17 protein-coding genes are annotated in these 20,524 nt (G+C 50.6%); 15 read left to right on the top strand and 2 right to left on the bottom strand.

Annotated elements, in window-relative coordinates; genetic code table 11:
• The first annotated feature begins 5 nt into the window (after positions 1 to 5).
• From FAY32_RS03245 to FAY32_RS03225, 5 genes are all read left to right on the top strand, one after another.
• A complete protein-coding gene (locus FAY32_RS03245) occupies positions 6 to 752 on the top strand; it encodes a Stp1/IreP family PP2C-type Ser/Thr phosphatase (protein ID WP_143462030.1) in 747 nt (248 codons plus the stop codon).
• On the top strand, positions 752 to 2,785 hold the full coding sequence (gene pknB / locus FAY32_RS03240; RefSeq protein WP_143462029.1) for a Stk1 family PASTA domain-containing Ser/Thr kinase: 2,034 nt from the start codon (positions 752 to 754) through the stop codon (positions 2,783 to 2,785). Before FAY32_RS03245 ends, pknB begins: the two co-directional genes overlap by 1 nt.
• An 85-nt stretch (positions 2,786 to 2,870) precedes the next feature.
• On the top strand, positions 2,871 to 3,767 hold the full coding sequence (gene rsgA, locus FAY32_RS03235) for a ribosome small subunit-dependent GTPase A (protein ID WP_143462028.1): 897 nt from the start codon (positions 2,871 to 2,873) through the stop codon (positions 3,765 to 3,767).
• A 12-nt stretch (positions 3,768 to 3,779) separates the two neighbouring features.
• The gene (rpe, locus tag FAY32_RS03230; RefSeq protein ID WP_143462027.1) at positions 3,780 to 4,433 is read left to right on the top strand and encodes a ribulose-phosphate 3-epimerase; all 654 of its coding nucleotides are present in this window, start codon (positions 3,780 to 3,782) and stop codon (positions 4,431 to 4,433) included.
• The gene (locus FAY32_RS03225; RefSeq protein WP_143462026.1) at positions 4,433 to 5,107 is read left to right on the top strand and encodes a thiamine diphosphokinase; all 675 of its coding nucleotides are present in this window, start codon (positions 4,433 to 4,435) and stop codon (positions 5,105 to 5,107) included. The genes rpe and FAY32_RS03225 overlap by 1 nt, the downstream gene beginning before the upstream one ends.
• Before the next feature lie 529 nt (positions 5,108 to 5,636).
• Here FAY32_RS03225 and rpmB read toward each other — a convergent pair.
• On the bottom strand, positions 5,637 to 5,822 hold the full coding sequence (gene rpmB / locus FAY32_RS03220) for a 50S ribosomal protein L28 (RefSeq protein WP_048736175.1): 186 nt from the start codon (positions 5,820 to 5,822) through the stop codon (positions 5,637 to 5,639).
• A 232-nt stretch (positions 5,823 to 6,054) separates the two neighbouring features.
• On the opposite strand from rpmB, the gene FAY32_RS03215 reads away from it, so the two are divergent.
• From FAY32_RS03215 to ftsY, 8 genes are all read left to right on the top strand, one after another.
• On the top strand, positions 6,055 to 6,417 hold the full coding sequence (locus FAY32_RS03215) for an Asp23/Gls24 family envelope stress response protein (RefSeq protein WP_020088996.1): 363 nt from the start codon (positions 6,055 to 6,057) through the stop codon (positions 6,415 to 6,417).
• Between the two features lie 32 nt (positions 6,418 to 6,449).
• On the top strand, positions 6,450 to 8,141 hold the full coding sequence (locus FAY32_RS03210; RefSeq protein ID WP_143462025.1) for a DAK2 domain-containing protein: 1,692 nt from the start codon (positions 6,450 to 6,452) through the stop codon (positions 8,139 to 8,141).
• 171 nt (positions 8,142 to 8,312) lie between these two features.
• Complete coding sequence (recG, locus tag FAY32_RS03205; protein WP_143462024.1) at positions 8,313 to 10,346, top strand: ATP-dependent DNA helicase RecG; 2,034 nt, start codon at positions 8,313 to 8,315, stop codon at positions 10,344 to 10,346.
• Between the two features lie 16 nt (positions 10,347 to 10,362).
• Positions 10,363 to 11,397 carry a phosphate acyltransferase PlsX gene (plsX, locus tag FAY32_RS03200; protein ID WP_143462023.1) on the top strand — a complete coding sequence of 345 codons (1,035 nt, stop codon included), beginning with the start codon at positions 10,363 to 10,365 and terminating at the stop codon, positions 11,395 to 11,397.
• Positions 11,398 to 11,545: 148 nt separating this feature from the next.
• Positions 11,546 to 11,797: an acyl carrier protein gene (gene acpP / locus FAY32_RS03195; protein WP_143462022.1), complete on the top strand. Its 252-nt coding sequence runs from the start codon at positions 11,546 to 11,548 to the stop codon at positions 11,795 to 11,797.
• A 79-nt stretch (positions 11,798 to 11,876) separates the two neighbouring features.
• A complete protein-coding gene (rnc, locus tag FAY32_RS03190) occupies positions 11,877 to 12,572 on the top strand; it encodes a ribonuclease III (protein ID WP_143462021.1) in 696 nt (231 codons plus the stop codon).
• Positions 12,573 to 12,584: 12 nt separating this feature from the next.
• Positions 12,585 to 16,139, top strand: coding sequence for a chromosome segregation protein SMC (gene smc / locus FAY32_RS03185; RefSeq protein ID WP_143462020.1), 3,555 nt, complete (start codon positions 12,585 to 12,587; stop codon positions 16,137 to 16,139).
• A complete protein-coding gene (gene ftsY, locus FAY32_RS03180) occupies positions 16,139 to 17,641 on the top strand; it encodes a signal recognition particle-docking protein FtsY (RefSeq protein ID WP_143462019.1) in 1,503 nt (500 codons plus the stop codon). Before smc ends, ftsY begins: the two co-directional genes overlap by 1 nt.
• A 327-nt stretch (positions 17,642 to 17,968) precedes the next feature.
• Here the strand turns inward: ftsY and FAY32_RS03175 are convergent, their stop codons facing one another.
• On the bottom strand, positions 17,969 to 18,430 hold the full coding sequence (locus FAY32_RS03175) for a GNAT family N-acetyltransferase (RefSeq protein WP_143462018.1): 462 nt from the start codon (positions 18,428 to 18,430) through the stop codon (positions 17,969 to 17,971).
• Between the two features lie 247 nt (positions 18,431 to 18,677).
• Here FAY32_RS03175 and FAY32_RS03170 point away from each other — a divergent pair, with 247 nt between their 5' ends.
• Positions 18,678 to 19,019: a putative DNA-binding protein gene (locus FAY32_RS03170; protein ID WP_143462017.1), complete on the top strand. Its 342-nt coding sequence runs from the start codon at positions 18,678 to 18,680 to the stop codon at positions 19,017 to 19,019.
• Between the two features lie 19 nt (positions 19,020 to 19,038).
• Positions 19,039 to 20,487 carry a signal recognition particle protein gene (ffh, locus tag FAY32_RS03165; protein ID WP_143462016.1) on the top strand — a complete coding sequence of 483 codons (1,449 nt, stop codon included), beginning with the start codon at positions 19,039 to 19,041 and terminating at the stop codon, positions 20,485 to 20,487.
• Positions 20,488 to 20,524: the final 37 nt, after the last annotated feature.

The following is a 20,524-nucleotide window of genomic DNA, read 5'->3' as shown; positions in this document are numbered from 1 at the left end:
AGGCTATGAAAGTCGCATACCGAACATCGATTGGGAAGCAACGCAATGATAACGAGGACTACGTGGACGTTTTTACGAACCAAGTGGGTCAACATTTAGCCATCATTGCGGATGGTATCGGTGGTCATCAAGGAGGCGATGTCGCCAGTGCCATGGCGGTGTCCCATCTTGGCCATGAGTTCGAGGAGACCAGTTTGAAGACGGCGAGTGCTGCTCGAAAATGGATGACGACCAAAATTACCGCGGAAAACCAATCGATCATTGATAAGTCCAACCAGTTTGCGGACTTGAACGGAATGGGAACGACCTTAGTGGCGGCGTTGTACTTCACTGATGAGGTCGTTATCGCCAATATTGGCGATTCACGGGCGTACCTGTACCGTGATCAACAACTGCGGCAATTGACAGAAGACCATTCGTTAGTCAATGAGTTGGTCAAGCGCGGTGAGATTAGTCGGCAGGCCGCGCGCCACCACCCGCAAAAAAACGTGATCATCCGCTCGTTGGGAATTTCTAATGACGCACGGTTTGATCTCAATACCTATCCCTTGGTGGCGGGTGATCAACTGTTACTCTGTACGGATGGATTGACCAATATGGTCGATGATCACCAGATTCAAGAGGTGTTGGCGAGTGACCAAACGACACAGGCCAAGTGTGACCTGCTGATCAACTTGGCCAATGCCGCTGGCGGGTTAGATAACATTACCGTCTTGATCATCACGAACTTCTCGCAGGAGGTGGCGGACTAATGCGAACGGGTTATACTTTAAATGGCCGTTATCGCATCATCCGCGCGCTGGGCGAGGGGGGAATGGCCAACGTTTATCTAGCTCATGACTTGATCTTGGACCGTGATGTTTCCGTAAAATTATTGCGGCTTGATCTACGGGACGATCCCAGTACGATTCGGCGTTTTCAGCGTGAGGCGTTAGCGGCGACCGAATTAGTTCACCAAAATATCGTGCAAGTCTACGATGTCGGTGAAGAAAATGGGATGCAGTATCTCGTTATGGAGTACGTCGAAGGAACCGACCTGAAGGCGTACATCAAGGATCACTTCCCGATTGCCTATCAGGAAGTCATTCAAATCATGGAACAGATTTTGGGTGCCGTGCAGACGGCGCACGAACATAACATTATTCACCGGGACTTAAAGCCCCAAAATATTTTGATCGATCAAAATCGCGTGGCTAAGATCACCGACTTTGGGATCGCGGTTGCTTTATCCGAACACAGCCTGACGCAGACGAACACGGTTTTGGGGTCCGTGCACTATCTGTCGCCAGAACAAGCACGTGGGGGGATGGCAACCAAGCAGTCAGATATCTATTCACTGGGAATTATTCTGTACGAAATGTTAACGGGAACGGTCCCCTTTGAGGGGGAAACGGCGGTCTCCATTGCGTTGAAGCACTTCCAATCGGAAATTCCATCGGTCAGAGAAATTGACCCACGAATTCCACAGGCCTTGGAAAATGTGGTCTTAAAGGCAACTTCTAAGCGCCCTGAGGACCGGTACACAGATGCAGCGAGTATGGCTGAAGACCTGAAGACCTCGTTGTCGCCGAAACGGGCGGGTGAATTGAAATTTACCCCGACTAGTGGTGACGATGGTGAGACGAAGGTCTTACCGCTGAGCGGGGCACTGTCTTCAGCACTCCCCCTTAGCGAGACCATGCCGGCAAAAGCCGAGACGAAGCCAACCAAAAAGGCAACTGAAGAATCCGTAGCTCCCAAGAAGGGCCGCAAGAAGACGCGACATCCGCGACGACGTAAGTTTCTGATGGCCGGGCTGGTCATCGTCTTACTGATTGCGGGTATCGTGATTGGGATGGCCCTCTTTCGCCCGCGGATGACCAGTGTGCCTGACGTCATTGGTAAGAAGGAAGCGACCGCCAAGACTGAACTCGTTGCGGCCCATTTAACGGCGGGAACCGTTCATAAAACGGCGAGTGCCAAGGTCAAAGTGGGCCGTGTTGTGCGGACCGAACCTCGTTCGGGCACGCAACTCAAACAGGAAAGTGATGTCGACTTATGGGTCAGCACCGGGCCAAAACGTTATCAATTAGCGGATTACCAGGGTGATTCCTATGCTAGTACGGCGGCTAAGCTTCAAGCGATGGGGTTCACCGTACATCGCGAGTCGGTCCACTCAACCAGTGTACCTGCTGGCAAGATCATGCAGCAGAGCATTGAGGCCGGCCAAAGTGTCGTTCCAGCAGATACGGATGTGACCTTTACCGTCTCGACTGGTTCCGAGACCGTGACCTTAGCGGACCTGACAGACAAGACTAAGGCGCAAGCTCAGAGCTATGCGTCGAATCACAACTTGAACCTGGCCTTTCAATACGCCTATTCAAGTGATGTCGAAAAGGGCCACGTGATCCGGCAGTCGCCGGGTGAAGGCGCGGTCGTTCAAGAGGGTGACGAGGTGACGCTGACGTTGTCTCGTGGCGCGGAGAGTGAAAGTAGCTCGAGCGTCGATCAGTTTAGTGTGAGCGTAAAGATCCCATTTGATGATAGCAGTGCGGACAGCTCGTCGACCGATGCGGCCGATGACGACAGCGATAGTAGTAGCAGTAGTAGCTCGGCCTCCAATCTGGTTCAAATCTATCTGCGCGATCAGGACCACAGTTTAAGTACGATATACAAACAAATGACGATTACGGCGGAGACGACCGTAACGTTGCCATTTACGGTCGCATCCGGGAAATCCGGGGCCTACAAAGTCGTTCGTGACGGGCATGTCATTGCTTCAGATAATCACGTGACGAAAAATTAATGAAAAAGCCTGCATTTAGAGCTCAGTTCTTTTATAATAAAAGAGGACTGAGCTTTTTTTGTTAAAATGATAAAGGAGGTGCTGCATGTCAGAGGGACAGATTCGTCAGTCGTTAAGCGGTTTCTATGACGTTTTTAGCGACGGTGAAATGTACCGAACCCGTGCCCGGGGCAATTTCCGTAAGCGGCGAATTACGCCACTTGTCGGGGACCGGGTAACCTTTGAGAGTTCATCACCCAAAGAGGGGTATATCTTAGAGATTCAACCACGAGACAACGCATTGACCCGGCCCCCGGTTGCTAACATTGATCAGGGAATCGTGGTCACGGCGGTGGCGGCGCCAGAGTTTTCGACGAACCTGCTGGATCGCCAGTTGATTGCGCTTGAGATCAGCCACATCGCACCGGTCATCTACTTTACCAAGACCGATTTGATTTCTGACGACCGATATCAAGCGTTTGAGACGTTAGCGGCGGGGTACCGTCAGGTTGGCTATCCGGTTGTGCTGACGCGTGAACCATTTGCTGAACCAGGATTAGCGCAATTGCGTGAGACGCTGGCCGACAAGGAAACGGTGATCATGGGACAGACTGGGGCCGGGAAATCGACCCTGTTAAATCACATCGCGCCCGACCTTGAGCTGGCGACCGGCGAAATTTCAACGGCGTTAAACCGTGGTCGGCACACGACACGTAAGGTGAGTTTGATGCCGATTGCGGGTGGCCTAGTGGCGGATACGCCGGGATTCTCGTCGTACGATACGCTGACCATTGATTATCGTGAACTCGCCCAATACTTTCCCGAGTTTGCCCGGTTGGCACCCGATTGCCGCTTCCGGGGGTGTGTGCACATCAACGAGCCGGGATGCGCCGTTAAAACCAGTTTAGCCGACGGACAGATTATGCAGAGTCGTTACGACAATTATTTGCAGTTAGTCACGTTGTTAAAGAACCAAAAACCAGTTTATAACAAAAAGAAATGAGGAATAGATTTTATGATTAAAGTAGCGCCTTCAATTTTAAGTGCGGATTACATCAATTTACAACCAGACGTTGAAAAGGTCGACAAGGGTGGTGCCGAGGTCTTACACATCGACATCATGGACGGCGCCTTCGTTCCAGCATTGTCATTTGGCCCTGGGGTCGTTAAGGCTCTACGTCCCGTTACGAAGATGGTCTTAGACGTCCACATGATGGTTCAAAACCCAGAACGTTACGTTGAAGACTTCGCCAAGGCTGGTGCTGACATCATTGGTGTCCACGTCGAAGCAACACCCCACATTCACCGGGCCTTACAGATGATTCAAAACGCTGGCGCAACGCCAGAAGTTGTCATCAACCCAGGGACGCCGGTTTCCGCTATTTTGCCCGTCTTAGACATGGTTGGTCAAGTCTTAGTCATGACCGTTAACCCTGGTTTCGGTGGTCAAAAGTTCTTGCACAGCACAGTTGCTAAGATTGCTGAACTGGACGCTATCAAGAAGGAAAAAGGCTACACCTTTGACATCGAAGTCGATGGTGGGGTCAACAATGAAACTGTTGTCGAATGTGCTAACGCCGGTGCTACCGTCGCCGTTGCTGGATCATACGTCTTCAATTCAGACGATCCAGTAGCCCGCATCAACGCGTTAAAGGAAGCTACTAAGTAATGCCACGGGGCGGAACGTTTAATCTATTAGTGGGCGGTCCGAAGGCTAATTGGCCGGAAGAACTCGTCGGCAAGGAAATCGTTGGCCCCTGGATTGGCGTTGATCGGGGGACATTACGGCTGATCGATCACAATATTCAACCAGTGGCTGCGGTTGGGGACTTTGATTCCCTGCAGCCAACGGAATTGCAGCGAGTAAGACGTAACGTGAAGGACATTCGCTCGAAGTCTGACCAAGACTTTACCGACACTCAGTTAGCTGTTAAGGTTGCACTGACCGACTATGGCGCTGAACACGTGGATATTTACGGGGCTACCGGTGGCCGACTGGATCACTTCCTCGCCAATTTATTTTTGGTGCTGGATCCCCAATACAAGCGGTATGCGAGTCGAATTCGGCTGATTGATAAGCAAAATACGATTACGTTTTATTTGCCGGGGCACTATACGGTCCAAAAGGAACCAGATAAAAACTATTTGGCCTTTGTTCCACTGACGCCCATCGACCATTTGACCCTGATCAACGAAAAATATACGTTACATGACGAACCGATTCCGTACCCCATCTCCTTTGCCAGCAATGAGTTTGTTGGTGAATCTGGTGAATTTCGCTTCGATACGGGGTTGCTCTGTGTTATTCAGAGTAAAGATACCTATGAAGCGCGGCACGAATAAGTTAACGATGTCGGAATAGATCACCTAAAAAGGATCTGAGACTTTTTGTCTCAGATCCTTTTTAGGTTGGCTAGCTTTTAGACGTGGTTCTTTCGAGACTGCAAGTTGTGTTCACACTTGCCCGAGAATTTTCAACCTTTGGACTAGGTGGTGAATAACAGGGGAATGGACGTAAATAGGTATCGGGAAGATAACGGTCGTATATTTTTTCTTGGCTGAGAGAAGCAGGCCAAAAACTATCTGGCCAATTTTGGAAATCATTTTTGGTGAGGTAGACGATATTTGGTGACCAGATTTGGAATGTTTCGGTATCGTTGCTAATTGAAGCAAGCGTCATTGCTTTTTTGACTGACAAATTGATGTCGTCGTTAAGAACGAAGGGGGGCTTTCAACTAACTAAGTGTTGATCATCAGGGGTTCACGTTAGTTTGAGCAGAACGGTTTTTAGCTGACTGGGACGAAAAAAGGGTAAAAAAAAGGCACAAACCAGTAAACTGGCTGTGCTTTCCTTTTATAACCGTGTCGTTAACTAGACGCGGGTTACTTTACCTGATTTCAAAGTCCGAGCCGAAATCCAGACCTTTTTCGGCTTACCGTCCACCAAGATGCGAACCTTTTGTAAGTTCGGCTTCCAAGCGCGACGACTTGAATTCAAAGCGTGGGAACGCTTGTTACCGAAGCGAGTCCGCTTACCGTTGAGAAAATCCTTTGCCATGGCGTAAACCCTCCTTTATGGATTCATTACTTTTAAAAAGCAGTGCTTTTTACTCACCTGACTAATTTACCATACTCTTTTGCGGAACGCAATGTTTTCTTTCAAGGAAATTTACTTGACACTCATTTACCGTCATGACGTGCATTTGGGAGTTCCTATTTCTATTTTGGCGTTGGTTGTGGTAAGATTAATTTCTGTTAAGATTCTATTTCCAGATAAGGAGGCTATTTCCATGGCCGTAAAGATTAAGACTCAGTACGGAACAATTGATATTACCAATGAAGTGATTGCGACCGTAGTTGGGGGTGCCGCGACTGATAATTATGGTGTCGTGGGCATGGCAAGCAAGAATCAGATTCGCGACAACGTTAATGATATTTTACGGCGTGAGAACTATGCGCGCGGTGTCGTTGTTCGCCAAGAGGAAAATGGGGTTGCTATCGACGTTTACGTGATCGTTAGTTACGGAACCAAGATTTCCGAAGTCTCACGTAACGTTCAATCTAAAGTCAAATATAACCTAGAAACAATGTTGGGAGTTACTGCTAACTCCGTTAACGTCATTGTTCAAGGGGTGCGGGTGTTGGCTGATTAGCCAGACGTACTGAAATCAAGGAGGATACTTAGTTGAAAGTAACAGAAATTACTAATCTTGAGTTTGGTAAGATGGTCCAAGCCGCCTCGCAAAAGCTAAACCAAAATGCTGATTTTATTAACTCATTGAATGTGTTCCCGGTACCAGATGGGGACACGGGGACCAACATGAGCCTGTCACTTCAAAGTGGGGCCAAGTACGAACGGGATGCTGATAGCACTGCCGTAGGGACGCTGGCAACTGCTTTGGCTAAGGGCTTACTGATGGGAGCTCGGGGAAATTCTGGGGTGATTCTATCCCAAATCTTCCGGGGCTTCTCCAAAAAGTTAGCGGCTAAGGACACACTGACTGCCCAAGATTTGGCCGATGGCTTCGCTGCTGGTGCTGAGACCGCCTATAAGGCCGTTATGAAGCCCACTGAAGGAACTATCCTCACTGTCGTTCGTGAAGGTGCTCAGGCCGGTTTAAATGCGGCTAAGAAGTCCGATGATGTTTTGGTCGTCATGGATGCCGTTTACGAAGCAGCCAAGGCTGCTCTGGCAACGACACCAGACCTCTTACCTGTTTTGAAACAGGTTGGGGTCGTCGATTCCGGTGGCCAAGGATTGACCTTTGTGCTGGAATCTTTCAATGACTCCCTAAATGGTCGGGTTGCCGAAGAGGGCGACTACAAGCCTGACGATGCTGAAATGGACGAAATGATCGACGCTGCGCACCACCAAAGTGTGCAAGGTAAGTTGGATCCAGACAGTATCAAGTACGGTTACTGTACTGAAATCATGGTCCGAATCGGTCGTGGCAAGCAGATCCAACACGAGTTTGACTACGATACTTTCTATAAGTATTTGGCCGGTCTCGGGGATTCCTTGCTCGTGGTCAATGATGAAGAGATCGTCAAGGTTCACGTCCACACGGAACATCCTGGAAAAGTGATCGCTTGGGGTCAAGAATTTGGTGACTTGGCGAAGGTTAAGGTCGACAACATGCGGATGCAACAAGAAACCATCATGGAACATGATGAAGAGGCTACTGCGGATGCAGGAGCCGTGGCAACCGCCGAAGAACCAGCCGATACGGCAATTATTGCGATTGCTGCTGGTGATGGTTTAGCCACGCTCTTTAAGAGTCTGGGTGTGACGTACGTGGTCAACGGTGGTCAAACCATGAATCCAAGTACGCAAGATATTGTGGATGCCATCAACCAGAGTCAAGCTAAGCGCGCCATTGTCTTACCGAACAACAAGAATATCTTCTTAGCTGCTGAGCAAGCCGCCAAGGTGGCTGACATACCAGCCGTAATCGTGCATTCCACGACGGTCTCCCAAGGGATGACGGCCATGCTCGGGTATAACCCGGATGCTGAACTCGCTGACAATCAGGCTGCCATGGAAGATAACTTGGCTGCCGTTAAGAGTGGTCAAGTTACCCATGCTATTCGTGACACGCAGTTGGACGGCTTTGACATTAAGGAAGGAAACTTCATGGGAATCGTCGATGGGACGATCAAAGTGACCGATGCCGACCTGTTGAAGACGGCCGTTGAGATGGTGAAGGCCATGCTCGATGATGAAAGTGAAATTGTGACGATTATTTATGGTGCCGACACGACGGCTGAAGTTGCCGATCAGTTGCAACAAGCCATTTTGGCACTAGATGATGAATTAGAAACGGAAGTTCACGAAGGGGACCAACCGGTTTACCCATTCCTGATTTCGGTTGAATAGTCGATTTGCCTAAGGCATGGACTGATGAATAGCGTTTTCGCTACTGACAGACCATTGCGGGTGATAACGGCAACACGGAGGGGTGTGGGACATTTTGTCTCATGCCCCTTCACTTGTGTTAAATAGGGACGACCCGCAACGATTTAAAATTTTGAGAAGGAGGTGATCGTGATGGCTAGTTTGAGTGACTCAGTGGGACTGTTGACGGGGGTTGGTCCTAAGCGGGTACAGGCATTAAGTGAGTTGGATATTCACAACGTCAATGACCTGCTAACGTACTTTCCCTTTCGCTATGAAGACTTACAGGCCAAGGACCCAGAAGAACTGACAGACCAAGCGAAGGTCACGCTAAAAGGGACGATTGCGGCGGCTCCGGTTTTGACCCGGTTTGGGCGTAAGAAGAACCGGTTGAACTTTCGCCTGTTACTCGACGAACACACCATTATTCCGGTGACCTTCTTTAATCAACCCTGGTTGCGCGATCAACTGGAGGTTGGCGCCGAGATTGTTGTTTATGGGCGGTATGATGCCAAACGACAAAGTTTAGCGGGGATGAAGATTCTTGCTAGCGCGGACAACGCGATGGGGTCGATCTATCCGGCCAACAAGGAAATTCGCCAGGCAACCATTAAAAAGCTGGTACAGGAGGCCTATGATCTCTATGCGCCAGTCATTGTGGATCTGATTCCAGAACCCTTGCGCGAACAGTATCGGCTGTTGCATCGCCACCAGATGATTCATGACATGCATTTTCCGGCAAACGATGCAGCAGCCCAGGCGGCGCGCCGGACGGCTAAATTTGAAGAGTTTTACGTCTTCGAATTGCGATTACAGATTGTGAAGCAACAGGATCACACGCTCCACGGGCAAGCCTTTGCCTACGATTTACCACAACTCAAGGCCTTCATTGACTCACTTCCTTACGAATTAACGACCGCTCAGAAGCGCGTGGTCAATGAGATCTGCTTTGATTTGAAGCGGCCAATTCACATGAATCGCCTTTTACAAGGGGATGTGGGGAGTGGAAAAACGGTGGTCGCAGCCATTGCCATGTACGCGGCAATTACGGCGGGCGCTCAGGCGGCATTAATGGCACCCACGGAAATTTTGGCGGAGCAACACGCCAATAATTTAGCGAAATTGTTCGCTGGATTACCGGTCAACGTGGCACTGCTGACCGGGGCAACCAAGCCAGCGGCGAGAAAGACACTCTTGCCCCAAATCGCCAACGGTGAAGTGAACCTGTTGATTGGGACACATGCACTGATCCAACCGGAAGTGGCCTATCATCATCTTGGACTGGCCGTGATCGATGAACAGCACCGATTCGGGGTCAATCAGCGACAGGCTTTACGTGAAAAGGGCCAGCAACCTGATGTTCTGGCGATGACGGCAACGCCGATTCCCCGGACACTGGCCATTACCGCATATGGTGAAATGGACGTGTCGGTCATCAACGAATTGCCGGCTGGTCGCCAGCCGATTCGCACGACTTGGATTCGCAGCAATCAGGTCGATGCGACACTGCGGCAGGTTAAGGCCGAGCTCAGTAGTGGCTCACAGGCCTACGTGGTGACGCCACTGATCGAAGAGTCTGAAGCTGTGGACATGAAGAACGCCGAGGCCATTTATGCGCGTTTTAAAGAAGAATTTGAACCCACCTACAAGGTTGGCTTGCTCCATGGTCGGATGAAAAATGATGAAAAAAATGCCATCATGGCAGCCTTTAAAGCTAACGAATTTCAAGTCCTGGTGGCAACGACCGTCATTGAAGTGGGAGTCGACGTGCCGAATGCGACGTTGATGATGATCTACGATGCCGATCACTTTGGTCTGGCCCAGCTCCATCAATTACGGGGCCGAGTCGGTCGGGGCAAGAAAGCTTCTGCTTGTATTCTTGTGGCGGACCCGAAGAACCAACTGGCGGTCGAGCGGATGACCACGATGACCAGCACCAATGACGGGTTTGTTTTATCCCAAAAGGATTTGGAATTACGAGGCCCAGGTGATATTCTGGGAAGAAAGCAGTCCGGTGTCCCTGAATTTAAAGTCGGCGATCCGGTCGCTGATCTAAATGTCTTGAGTGCAGCTCAGCAGGCGGCCAAGGAAACGGTTGCGGCACCGAACTGGGCGGATAAAGACGATAACTTGGCGTTAGCCGCCTTCTTGACGACGACCGCCCATCAAACAACTACGATGGATTAAGTGAGGAGATAAACTGATGAAAATTGCCGTTGACGCAATGGGTGGCGATTACGCCCCTACTGAAGTCGTAAAGGGTGTTGAATTAGCACGGGATGCCTACCCAGACTTAGAATTTTTACTGTACGGACAAGCAGAAAAGGTGACGCCGTTGCTCACGGACACCACGCGAATTACGGTGATGCCCGCACCAGAAGTGATCACAATGGAAGACGAACCTGTACGGGCTATTCGCCGCAAGAAGCAATCAAGTATCGTGTTGGCAGCCACGGCTGTCCGCGAAGGCGAGGCCGATGCTTTTCTGTCTGCTGGGAACTCTGGTGCGGTTTTGGCAGCGGGCTTGTTGATTGTTGGCCGAATCAAGGGCATTGACCGCCCCGGGCTGACGACGACTTTGCCGGTCCTGCAAAAATCAGATCAATCGAGCTTCGTGATGCTAGATGTGGGTGCAAATGCTGACACCAAGCCATTTAACGTGGTCCAGTACGCCGTCATGGGCCAGTACTATGCGCAATCCCTAATGGACGTGAAGAATCCCCGGGTGGGTCTGCTCAATAACGGAACCGAGGCCGACAAGGGTGACCAAAATCACCGGGCGATTCACGATGCCTTAGCTGGTATGGAAAGCATTAATTTTGTGGGTAACGTGGAGTCACGGGACCTGCTTAGTGGGGTTGCCGATGTCGTCGTTACCGATGGCTTTACCGGGAACGCCACACTCAAGGCCATTGAAGGAACGGCCTTGTCCATGTTGAAATTGATCAAGGGTGAAATCATGAGTGGTGGTCTCGGCGGTAAGCTGGGGGCAGCCATGCTGAAGCCCGTTTTCAAAAACGTTCAGCAGGCCATGGACTACTCACAATATGGTGGGGCCGTCTTGCTCGGCTTGAAGGCGCCCGTGGTTAAGACCCACGGTTCCTCTAAAGCCAAGACCATTAAAAACACGATTGCGCAGATTCACGAACTCCTGGAGACCCACAGTGCCGAACAACTAGTCAGTTACTTCGATCAACATACTGATGAAATGGCGGCTTTGAAAGAAGCTTTGAAGTAAGTCAAGTTCTCAGGGTGATCTGATTGGCTAAAAATGGGAGTCACGGCCGGACAAGCGGCGCCATGCTTGACTAACCGATAAATTGGCTAGACAAGGCCGGACAAAACGGTTAGACTACTTATTGAATACTGTGAGCGAGGGATTATAAATGACAAAAGCAGAAATTTTCGACAAGATTGCCGATATTATCGCCGATCGATTTGAAACGGATCGAGACGCAATCAACGAGCAACTGAATTTTAAGCAGGACTTGGACGCGGATTCCATTGATTTTGTGGAATTCGTCTTGGAACTGGAAGATACCTTTGGCGCAGAAATTTCGGATGAAGATGCCGAAAAATTGAATACCATTGGTGAAGTTGTGGACTACATTGACGCCCACCAAAATCAAGCAAAATAAAGTACCAAGCGAGTCCGGGCCGCAATTTTTCGTCCCGGGCTTTTTCAATCTGACTATAAAGAAATGAGGGAATTTACGCGTGATTGCTGGATTAAATGAAGAGTTAGCCAAAAATTTTGATATTCACTTTAAAGACCAGTCGTTACTCGACGAAGCGTTTACGCAAGCCTCGTACGTTAACGAACACCCAAATCAGGGGCTGAAGTTTTACGAACGAATTGAATTCTTAGGGGATGCCGTGATGCAGTTGGTCGTTTCCAACTATATTTTCCGACGTTACCCTAAGATGCCGCAGGGACGCTTAACGCGGCTACGGGCGGCCATGGTCAACGAACAGAGTTTTGCGAGCTTTGCACGCGAATGCCATTTCGACCAGTACATTCGGTTAGGACGGGGCGAGGAAAAGGCCCAGGCCCGACAACGTGACTCCCTGTTATGTGATATTTTTGAGTCCTTTATTGGGGCCTTGTACATGGATCAGGGGTTGGATAAAGTGGTCCCATTTGTGACGACGGTCGTCTTTCCCAAGTTAGACGAGGGTCGTTTCGACGAATTCTTCGATCACAAGACCGAACTTCAAGAATTGGTCCAAAAGAATGGATCGGTCACCATCGACTATCGCTTGTTGGATGAAGAGGGGCCAGATAATGATCGGGCCTTCAAGGTCGCCGTTTACGTGAATGACCAGTTGTTGGGGGAAGGAAACGGCCATTCCAAGAAGCACGCGGAACAAAATGCGGCGCGACATGCGCTGGAGAATCTGAAAGAAGAGTAAGGATGACTAACGATGCGGTTAAAGACATTAGAAATTAGCGGGTTCAAGTCCTTTGCGGATAAGACTCGGATTGACTTTTTGCCGGGAATGACCGGCATCGTCGGCCCTAACGGTAGTGGGAAGAGTAACATTTCTGAAGCTGTCCGTTGGGTTCTAGGGGAACAGTCCGCTAAAAGTTTGCGGGGCAGTAAGATGCCCGACGTGATCTTTGCGGGGTCAGCTGACCGACATCCACTGAATAGAGCAGCGGTTGCGATCACGCTGGACAATAGTGACCATTATTTAAAGAGTGACTATACCGAACTGACCATCAGTCGGGCGCTGTACCGAAATGGTGAAAGCAGTTATCAACTCAACGGGCAAGACTGTCGGTTAAAGGACATTACGGAACTCTTGATGGATTCTGGCATGGGTCAGGATTCCTTTTCCATTATTTCGCAAGGCCGTGTAGAGGCCATCTTCAATAGCAAGCCCGAAGATCGGCGCAACATCATCGAAGAAGTTGCCGGCGTCTACAAGTACCGTAAGCACAAGGAAAAAGCCCAACGAGAAATGGACGACACGATGGCTTATTTGAATCGAGTCGAAGACATCATTGCGGAACTCGAAGGTCGAATCGACCCGCTGGAGAAGCAGAGTAGTCTGGCGCAAGACTATCTGGATCAACAGGAGAAGTTTGCCCTGTTGGATCGGACACAGTTGGTGCGGCAACTACACACAGAGTTAGCAGAAAAGCAATCGGCCGATGCGCTTGTCCATGCCAAGCGAGACCAGGTCAGTCAGCATCAAGCCGCCGAAAAAGCACAGTTGGCAACGGTTCAGCAATTAAAACAGGAACAAGCTGACCATTTAGCCAGTAAAGATGCCTTACAAGCCCAATTGGTGACGGCGACCCAACGCGTGGAGCAAGCTCAGGGGCAGGTCAATCTGTCTGGCGAGCAACAACGGCACTTGGATGAGCAACAACGGCAAGCCAAGGACCAGTTGAGCGAATTAAACGAGCGGATCGCGACCAATCAGAAAGCGCTGACGGCCGCCAAGCAGCAGGCCAGTGAGTTAGTGGCAGCCATGAAAACGGCCCAGGGAGAGGTCAAGACCTTAACGGTGGCAACGGAACCCAAGACCGTCACGGCGTTACGCCAGCAACTAGAGGACTTGCGGACGACGTACTTTGATCAGAAGCAGCAGGTTGCGACGCTGCGGAATCAACGTCAGTATTTACAGCAGAACCAGGAACGATTACAGCAACAAGGTCAACGGGTGGCCCAACAGCTAGCGGACTTGCAGGCTAAGGCCCAGACGGCCCAAGCTGAGGTCACGACGCTGGCAGAACAGACCACCACGGTCAAAGACCAACTGAACCAAGCCGAGCAGGCCTTAGACACCGAGGCTGGTCAGTATCAGCAACAACAAAAGGCCTACCAACAGGCCCAGCATAATTGGCAAGCCGCTCTTGAAGTCTATCAACGGGCGCAAACGCAGGCAGCGAGCCTGCAGTCCGCTTCGGCTGAGTATGGTGGCTTTTACCAGGGTGTGCGGGCGATTTTGAAACAACGCGACCATTTCCGGGGGCTATTAGGGGCGGTTTCCGAGTTGCTCCAAGTCCCGGAACGGTACACGACTGCGGTGGAATATGCGCTTGGTGGTCAACTGCAACAGGTCGTGGTCGATGACGAAACGACGGCGAAGGCCGCGGTTAGTTATTTACGGGACCATAAAGCGGGTCGGGCAACCTTTTTACCACTGAGTACGATTCGTGGACGGCAGGTCGACCGGAGTACGCGGCAGTTATTGCGGGGACTTTCCGGCTTTCTAGGTGTCGGGAGTGACCTGGTCCAAATTACAGCCCAGGCCCAACCGATTTTGGAGTATCTCCTAGGGACCACGATTTTTGCGGCCAACCTGGACACAGCTGTCGATATTAGTCAGCGAATCCACCACCGGTATCGTGTCGTCAGCTTGACGGGTGATGTGGTCAGTGCCAGCGGGGCTATCTCCGGTGGTCAGTCACGCCAGAGCCACAGTAGTGTCTTGCGACAACAACAGGAGTTGCAGCAACTCCAGACGTCGATTACGGCCATGAAGGCTAAGTTGACGGCTCAGGAAACGAAGATCAAGCAACAACGCGCGGGATTACAGGACAGTGAGGCGCGGAGCCGAGATCTGCAGGCAAGTATCAATCGGCTGCAGCCGCAGTGTCGTCAGTTAGAAGACCAATTAGCAAATGCCCAAACAACGGCAGAACAGGCTGATCGGCAGGTGAAAGCCGCCGAATTGGAAATCAAACAGGCACAAGTGGCTACGGATGATCAGCAAGGTGAGTCGCTTGCAGCACAGATTACCGCCGGTGAACAGGACGTGGCGACGACCGAGCAACAGGTCAAGGATCTACAGGCCAAAATCACCACGGTGACGGCTGAACAAACACAGAATCAGACGGCTTTAACGGCGAAGCAGACCTGGCTAGCGGGTGCTAAGGAACGCCGGCAACAGCAGATCGGTACGGTTCACCAACTGGAAAAGCAGATTCAGGCCGACCAGGACCAGGTGGCTAAGGTGACTACTGAGCTACAACAATTGGCGAACCAGGAGTCATTAACGCCGGAACAGGCCCAAGAACAATTGGCAACGGCCCAGGCGACCCGACAAACGGTAGAGCAACAGGTAGCGCAAGAAAATGAGCAGGTCACCACTGCTAATGATGAATTGGCGGCCGCCGAAACGGCAAACCAACGAACCAGCGGGTTACTGCAGTTAGCTAACGATGACCTCCAAGCCGCACAGGTCAAGCAGACGCGTTTAGCGGCCTTGATCGATCAACAACAGAACCAATTGTCAGAAAAATATCACCTAAGTTTGGCAGCTGCTGAGCAGGATACCAGTGACTTACCAGCTGATGAGCTTGCGGTGCAACTCAAGTTATTGAAACGGGGATTGGATGAAATTGGTTCAGTTAACGTGAACGCCATTGCTGAATATAAAGAAGTCCGCGAACGTTATGACTTCCTGACGCAACAGCGGGATGACCTCTTAACGGCTAAGGGCCAGTTGACGACGACCATGACTGAATTGGATGGTCAGGTCAAGCGCCGGTTCAAGGCCAGCTTTGATCAAATTGCGGCGAAATTCACCGCCACGTTCCGCCAGATGTTTGGCGGGGGAACGGCGGAACTCGTCTTGACCGATCCAGATGACCTCTTAACGACAGGAATTGACATTATGGCCCAACCGCCGGGCAAGAAGTTCCAGAACATGGGGCTCCTTTCCGGTGGTGAGCGAGCACTGACAGCGATTACGCTCTTATTTGCAATTTTACAGGTGCAACCCGTGCCATTCTGTATCCTGGATGAAGTTGAGGCGGCGCTAGATCCGGCCAATGTGACCCGCTTTGCCCGCTACATTCATCAATTCCAAGACCAAACGCAATTTATCGTCATCACCCACCGGAAGGAAACCATGGTTCAGGCCGACATTTTGTACGGGGTGACCATGCAGGAGTCTGGTGTGTCTAAGATGGTGGCGGTGGATCTTGACCACGAGACCACTACGGAAAGGAAGCAATCCTAATGGGATTATTTGATATCTTCCGTCGGCGTGCCAAGCCGGCGAGTGAAGCACCAAAACCGGAATCAGAAGCAGAACCAGTAGCAAGTACGGCTACCACTAGCGAGAGCGTTGCGAGTGAAGCTAGTGTCACTAGTGAAGCCGAAATAAGTGAAGCAACGGTTGTGGCCAGTGAGTCTGAAACTAGCGAGCCGGTGATGAGTGAGGCCTCACCAGCGGCTGACGATGAGCAACCGACGAGTGAAGCGGTGGAAGAAGTAGCCAGTGAGGCGACAACTGAAGTTCCCGTAGAACCTACTAGTGACGCGACAAAAAATGAGTCGTCAGAACCGACTGGCACCTCAGCAACGGTTGCTGAACCCGTGTCTGCGGCTGAACCAACGGCCACGTCTGCGGCGACATCCGTTTCGGCAGCAACGCCGGTGAGTGAAGCCGTGACTGCAAGTCATGAGGAAGCAGAACCGGCAGTTGAGCAACCAGTTGAAGCTTCTAGTGAAGCGGAGACGACACCAGCGGCGCCTGCATCAAGCGCCCCCGCCGAAAAGCCGGTCAGTGATGAACAGCTTTACGACAAAGGGTTGGAGAAGACGCGGACGACATTTGGTCAGCGGTTGAACGCCTTGTTGGCTAATTTCCGTCACGTTGACGAGGGTTTCTTCGATGACCTTGAAGAGACCTTGATTGGTGCCGATGTTGGGTTCGACATGGCCGTGAAGCTCAGTGATGAGTTGCGCGATGAAGTGAAGTTACAGAATGCCAAGAAATCCCAAGATGTTCAGAACGTGGTTGTTGAAAAGTTGGTCGAAATTTACGATGCAGCCGGAAACAATGAGAGCACGGCCTTGAACATGGCGCCTGAAGGTCCTACGGTGATCCTGTTTGTAGGGGTCAATGGGGTCGGCAAGACGACGACCATTGGGAAAATGGCTAATCGGTTCCATCAGGAAGGTAAGAAAGTGCTGTTAGCGGCAGCCGATACTTTCCGGGCCGGGGCGACAGAACAGCTCGATGTCTGGGCTAAGCGTGCAGACGTCGACATTGTGACGGGGAAACCGCAATCGGACCCCGCTGCCGTCGTGTTTGACGCCGTGAAAAAGGCGAAGGACGAGGATTACGACATCCTGTTTGTCGACACCGCTGGTCGGCTACAAAACAAGGTCAACCTGATGAATGAGCTGGCGAAGATGAAACGGATCATTACTCGTGAAATTCCAGCAGCACCGCATGAAGTCTTGCTGGTGTTGGATGCCACAACTGGTCAAAACGCGCTGACGCAGGCGAAGTTGTTCAAGGAATCTACGGACGTCACCGGGATCGTCTTAACCAAGCTGGATGGAACGGCCCGTGGGGGAATCGTCTTGGCCATTCGTAACGAACTCCACGTCCCTGTGAAGTTCATTGGGCTTGGAGAACAGATCTCAGACCTACGACCATTTGACCCGAACGAATTTGTTTATGGCCTGTTTAAGGGCTTGATCGACGTTAAGGCATTGGATAAAAAATAAATTGTTTTGCGGCATAGGTGCTGTTCTTAGGGATGGCGCTTGGGCCGTTTTTTGGTCTATTGGAAGGTGGCGATGACGTGTGACGATGACAACTGTTTTAAGTAGTGGTTTTAATTTTTTTGATGCCATCTTTTACTTGCTAGTTTTGGGATTGATGTTGGCCTTAGTTGGAAGCCTTGGCTATTGGATTTGGAGACTGATTTTTGGCAAGCGAAGATAGTTTCTTAGCAGGACATAATTGTGGCGAGGTTTTGTATTCAAAAATGGGTAATCCATAAAAAATAGCGTTGTAAAATCCGATTGGGTTGACAACGCTTTTTGTGTTGCTTATAGTTTTTGAATCAGAATCAAGCAGGGATTCCAGGTATCCCAGAGAGTTGGCAAAATTTCTAACGGTTCGAAGCCCATTGCACGGTAGAAGGCATTGGTTTGGTCATAGGTGGCGTAATGACCGGGGGCAACTGTCTTGACTTGAAGGTAAGTATAGGTTTGACGGGCATTAGTGATGAGCACGGTCATGAGTTGTCGGCCGATGCCTTGGTGGTGATAGGCGCGTTTGATGCCCATACACTGAACTTCAGCGGTAGCGGTGCTGGTCGTGGCAAGGTCGATGAAGCCCACGATAGTTTGCCCATCGTGAGCAACCCATAGTGGCAGCTTGCGAGCAGCGTCCACATAGGCTGTTGTGGATGCTGGTAAGCCAAACCAGTCGGGAAGATCAGCGAGAACTTCTTGAACGATGGTGGCCTTGATAGTGGCATTGGTTTCACGCGTGATGGTGATTGACATGGTGACGACCTCCTGATAGGTAAAAAATGGGATGCTTGTTAATTAGTATGACCAGTTGCGCAAGAAAATACGACTTATTTCCCAAGAGTTAATGGCAACTGGAATAAATTCGCGCCATCCTTTTCAGTTAAAAACGAATTGATGTGGCTAATAGTCGTTCACTTTACCCGCAATCAGCGAAAAAAATTGACGAAACCGCTAAAAATCGGTACTCTAGTAGAGTGTGACACGAACTGGAGGACCAAGCATGGAGATTGAAAAAAACTATCGGATTAATTCCTTATTTGCGTTCTACCAGCCGCTACTGACCGCGAAGCAGAATAACTATATGCAATTGTACTATGGTGATGACTATTCTTTGGGCGAAATTGCTGAGGAGTATAATGTAAGTCGTCAGGCGGTCTATGATAATTTACGACGGACCGAAAAGATCCTCGAGGATTATGAAGCAAAATTGCATCTCTACCAAGAATTTACCGCGCGCAATCAACAGGCCGATGAGATTCAAGCGTACGTGGCGGATAATTATCCCCAAGATGCGAAGTTGAACCGGTTGGTTGCGGGTCTTGAAAATCTAGAAGAACAATGAAAGTTAGGTGGCAAAACGAATGGCGTTTGAAGGATTAACCGAACGACTACAGAACGCAATGCGCAAATTGCGGGGCAAGGGGAAAGTCTCCGAAAGTGACCTGCGAGAAACCATGCGTGAGATTCGGCTGGCATTATTAGAAGCCGACGTTAACTTTACCGTGGTCAAGGACTTTGTGAAGCAGGTCCGCGACCGGGCAATGGGGGCCGACGTCTTAGAAGGACTGAACCCTGCACAACAGATCGTTAAGATCGTTGACGAAGAGCTGACCAAGACCATGGGGGAAGAAGCCGTTCCCCTGAACAAGTCCGACAAGATTCCAACAATCATTATGATGGTTGGGTTACAAGGGGCCGGGAAAACGACCACTGCCGGGAAGTTGGCTCTGAAATTAAAGAATGAAGAGAACGCACGGCCATTGATGATTGCGGCCGACGTTTACCGGCCAGCTGCGATTGAACAGTTGGTGCAAGTGGCGGCCGGCATTGACGTGCCCGTCTTCCAATTGGGCACCGACGTGGACCCCGTGGAGATCGTTCGTCAAGGGTTAGCCCAAGCTGCCGAAAATCATAATGATTACATCATTATTGATACGGCTGGTCGTCTCCAAATTGACGAACAGTTGATGAATGAATTGGCCAACATTAAGGACCTGGCTCATCCGGACGAAATCCTGTTAACGGTCGATGCGATGACCGGGCAAAACGCTGTCGCAACTGCTGAAGGATTCAATGGCAAGCTTGACGTAACTGGGGTCGTTTTGACCAAGTTAGATGGGGATACCCGTGGTGGGGCTGCACTCTCAATTCGAGCAGTGACTGGCAAACCAATCAAGTTCATCGGGCAAGGCGAAAAGATGACCGATTTGGACGTCTTCCACCCCGACCGGATGGCATCACGGATCTTGGGAATGGGGGACATGCTGTCCCTGATCGAAAAGACCCAGAAGGAATACGACGAAAAGCAAGCTCAGGAACTGACTGAAAAGATTCAGGAAAACTCCTTTGACTTCAACGACTTCTTGGACCAGATCGAACAGATTCAAAAGATGGGGCCCATGGATGAGTTGATGAAGATGATTCCGGGGATGGCGAACAATCCAGCCATGAAGAACGTTCAGGTCGACCCGAAGGACATGGGGCATTTAAAGGCCGTCGTGTACTCCATGACACCTCAGGAACGGACGAATCCGGACCTGTTGAACCCTTCCCGTCGGCGCCGAATCGCCAGTGGGTCTGGCCGGCCAATTCATGAAGTGAACCGCATGATCAAGCAGTTTAACCAAATGAAGAAAATGATGAACCAAGTCTCGAAGGGGAACATGTCCGGGATGGAACAACTCATGGGCAACTCAGGCATGGGTGGCGGTGGCATCGGTGGTCGCATGCAAAAGATGGCCATGAACCGGATGTCCCGGCAAATGAAAAAGAACAAGAAGAAGCGGCTGAAGCGTAAGAAGCGGAAGTAGGCTTTAGTGAACAGGTTTGGAAATGGCAGAGTTAGTG

Origin of the sequence: Levilactobacillus enshiensis (assembly GCF_007115095.1) — a bacterium.
Taxonomy (GTDB): Bacteria; Bacillota; Bacilli; order Lactobacillales; family Lactobacillaceae; genus Levilactobacillus; species Levilactobacillus enshiensis.
The sequence above is the reverse complement of the archived record's forward strand: the minus strand, read 5'-3'. Positions and strand labels throughout refer to the sequence as shown.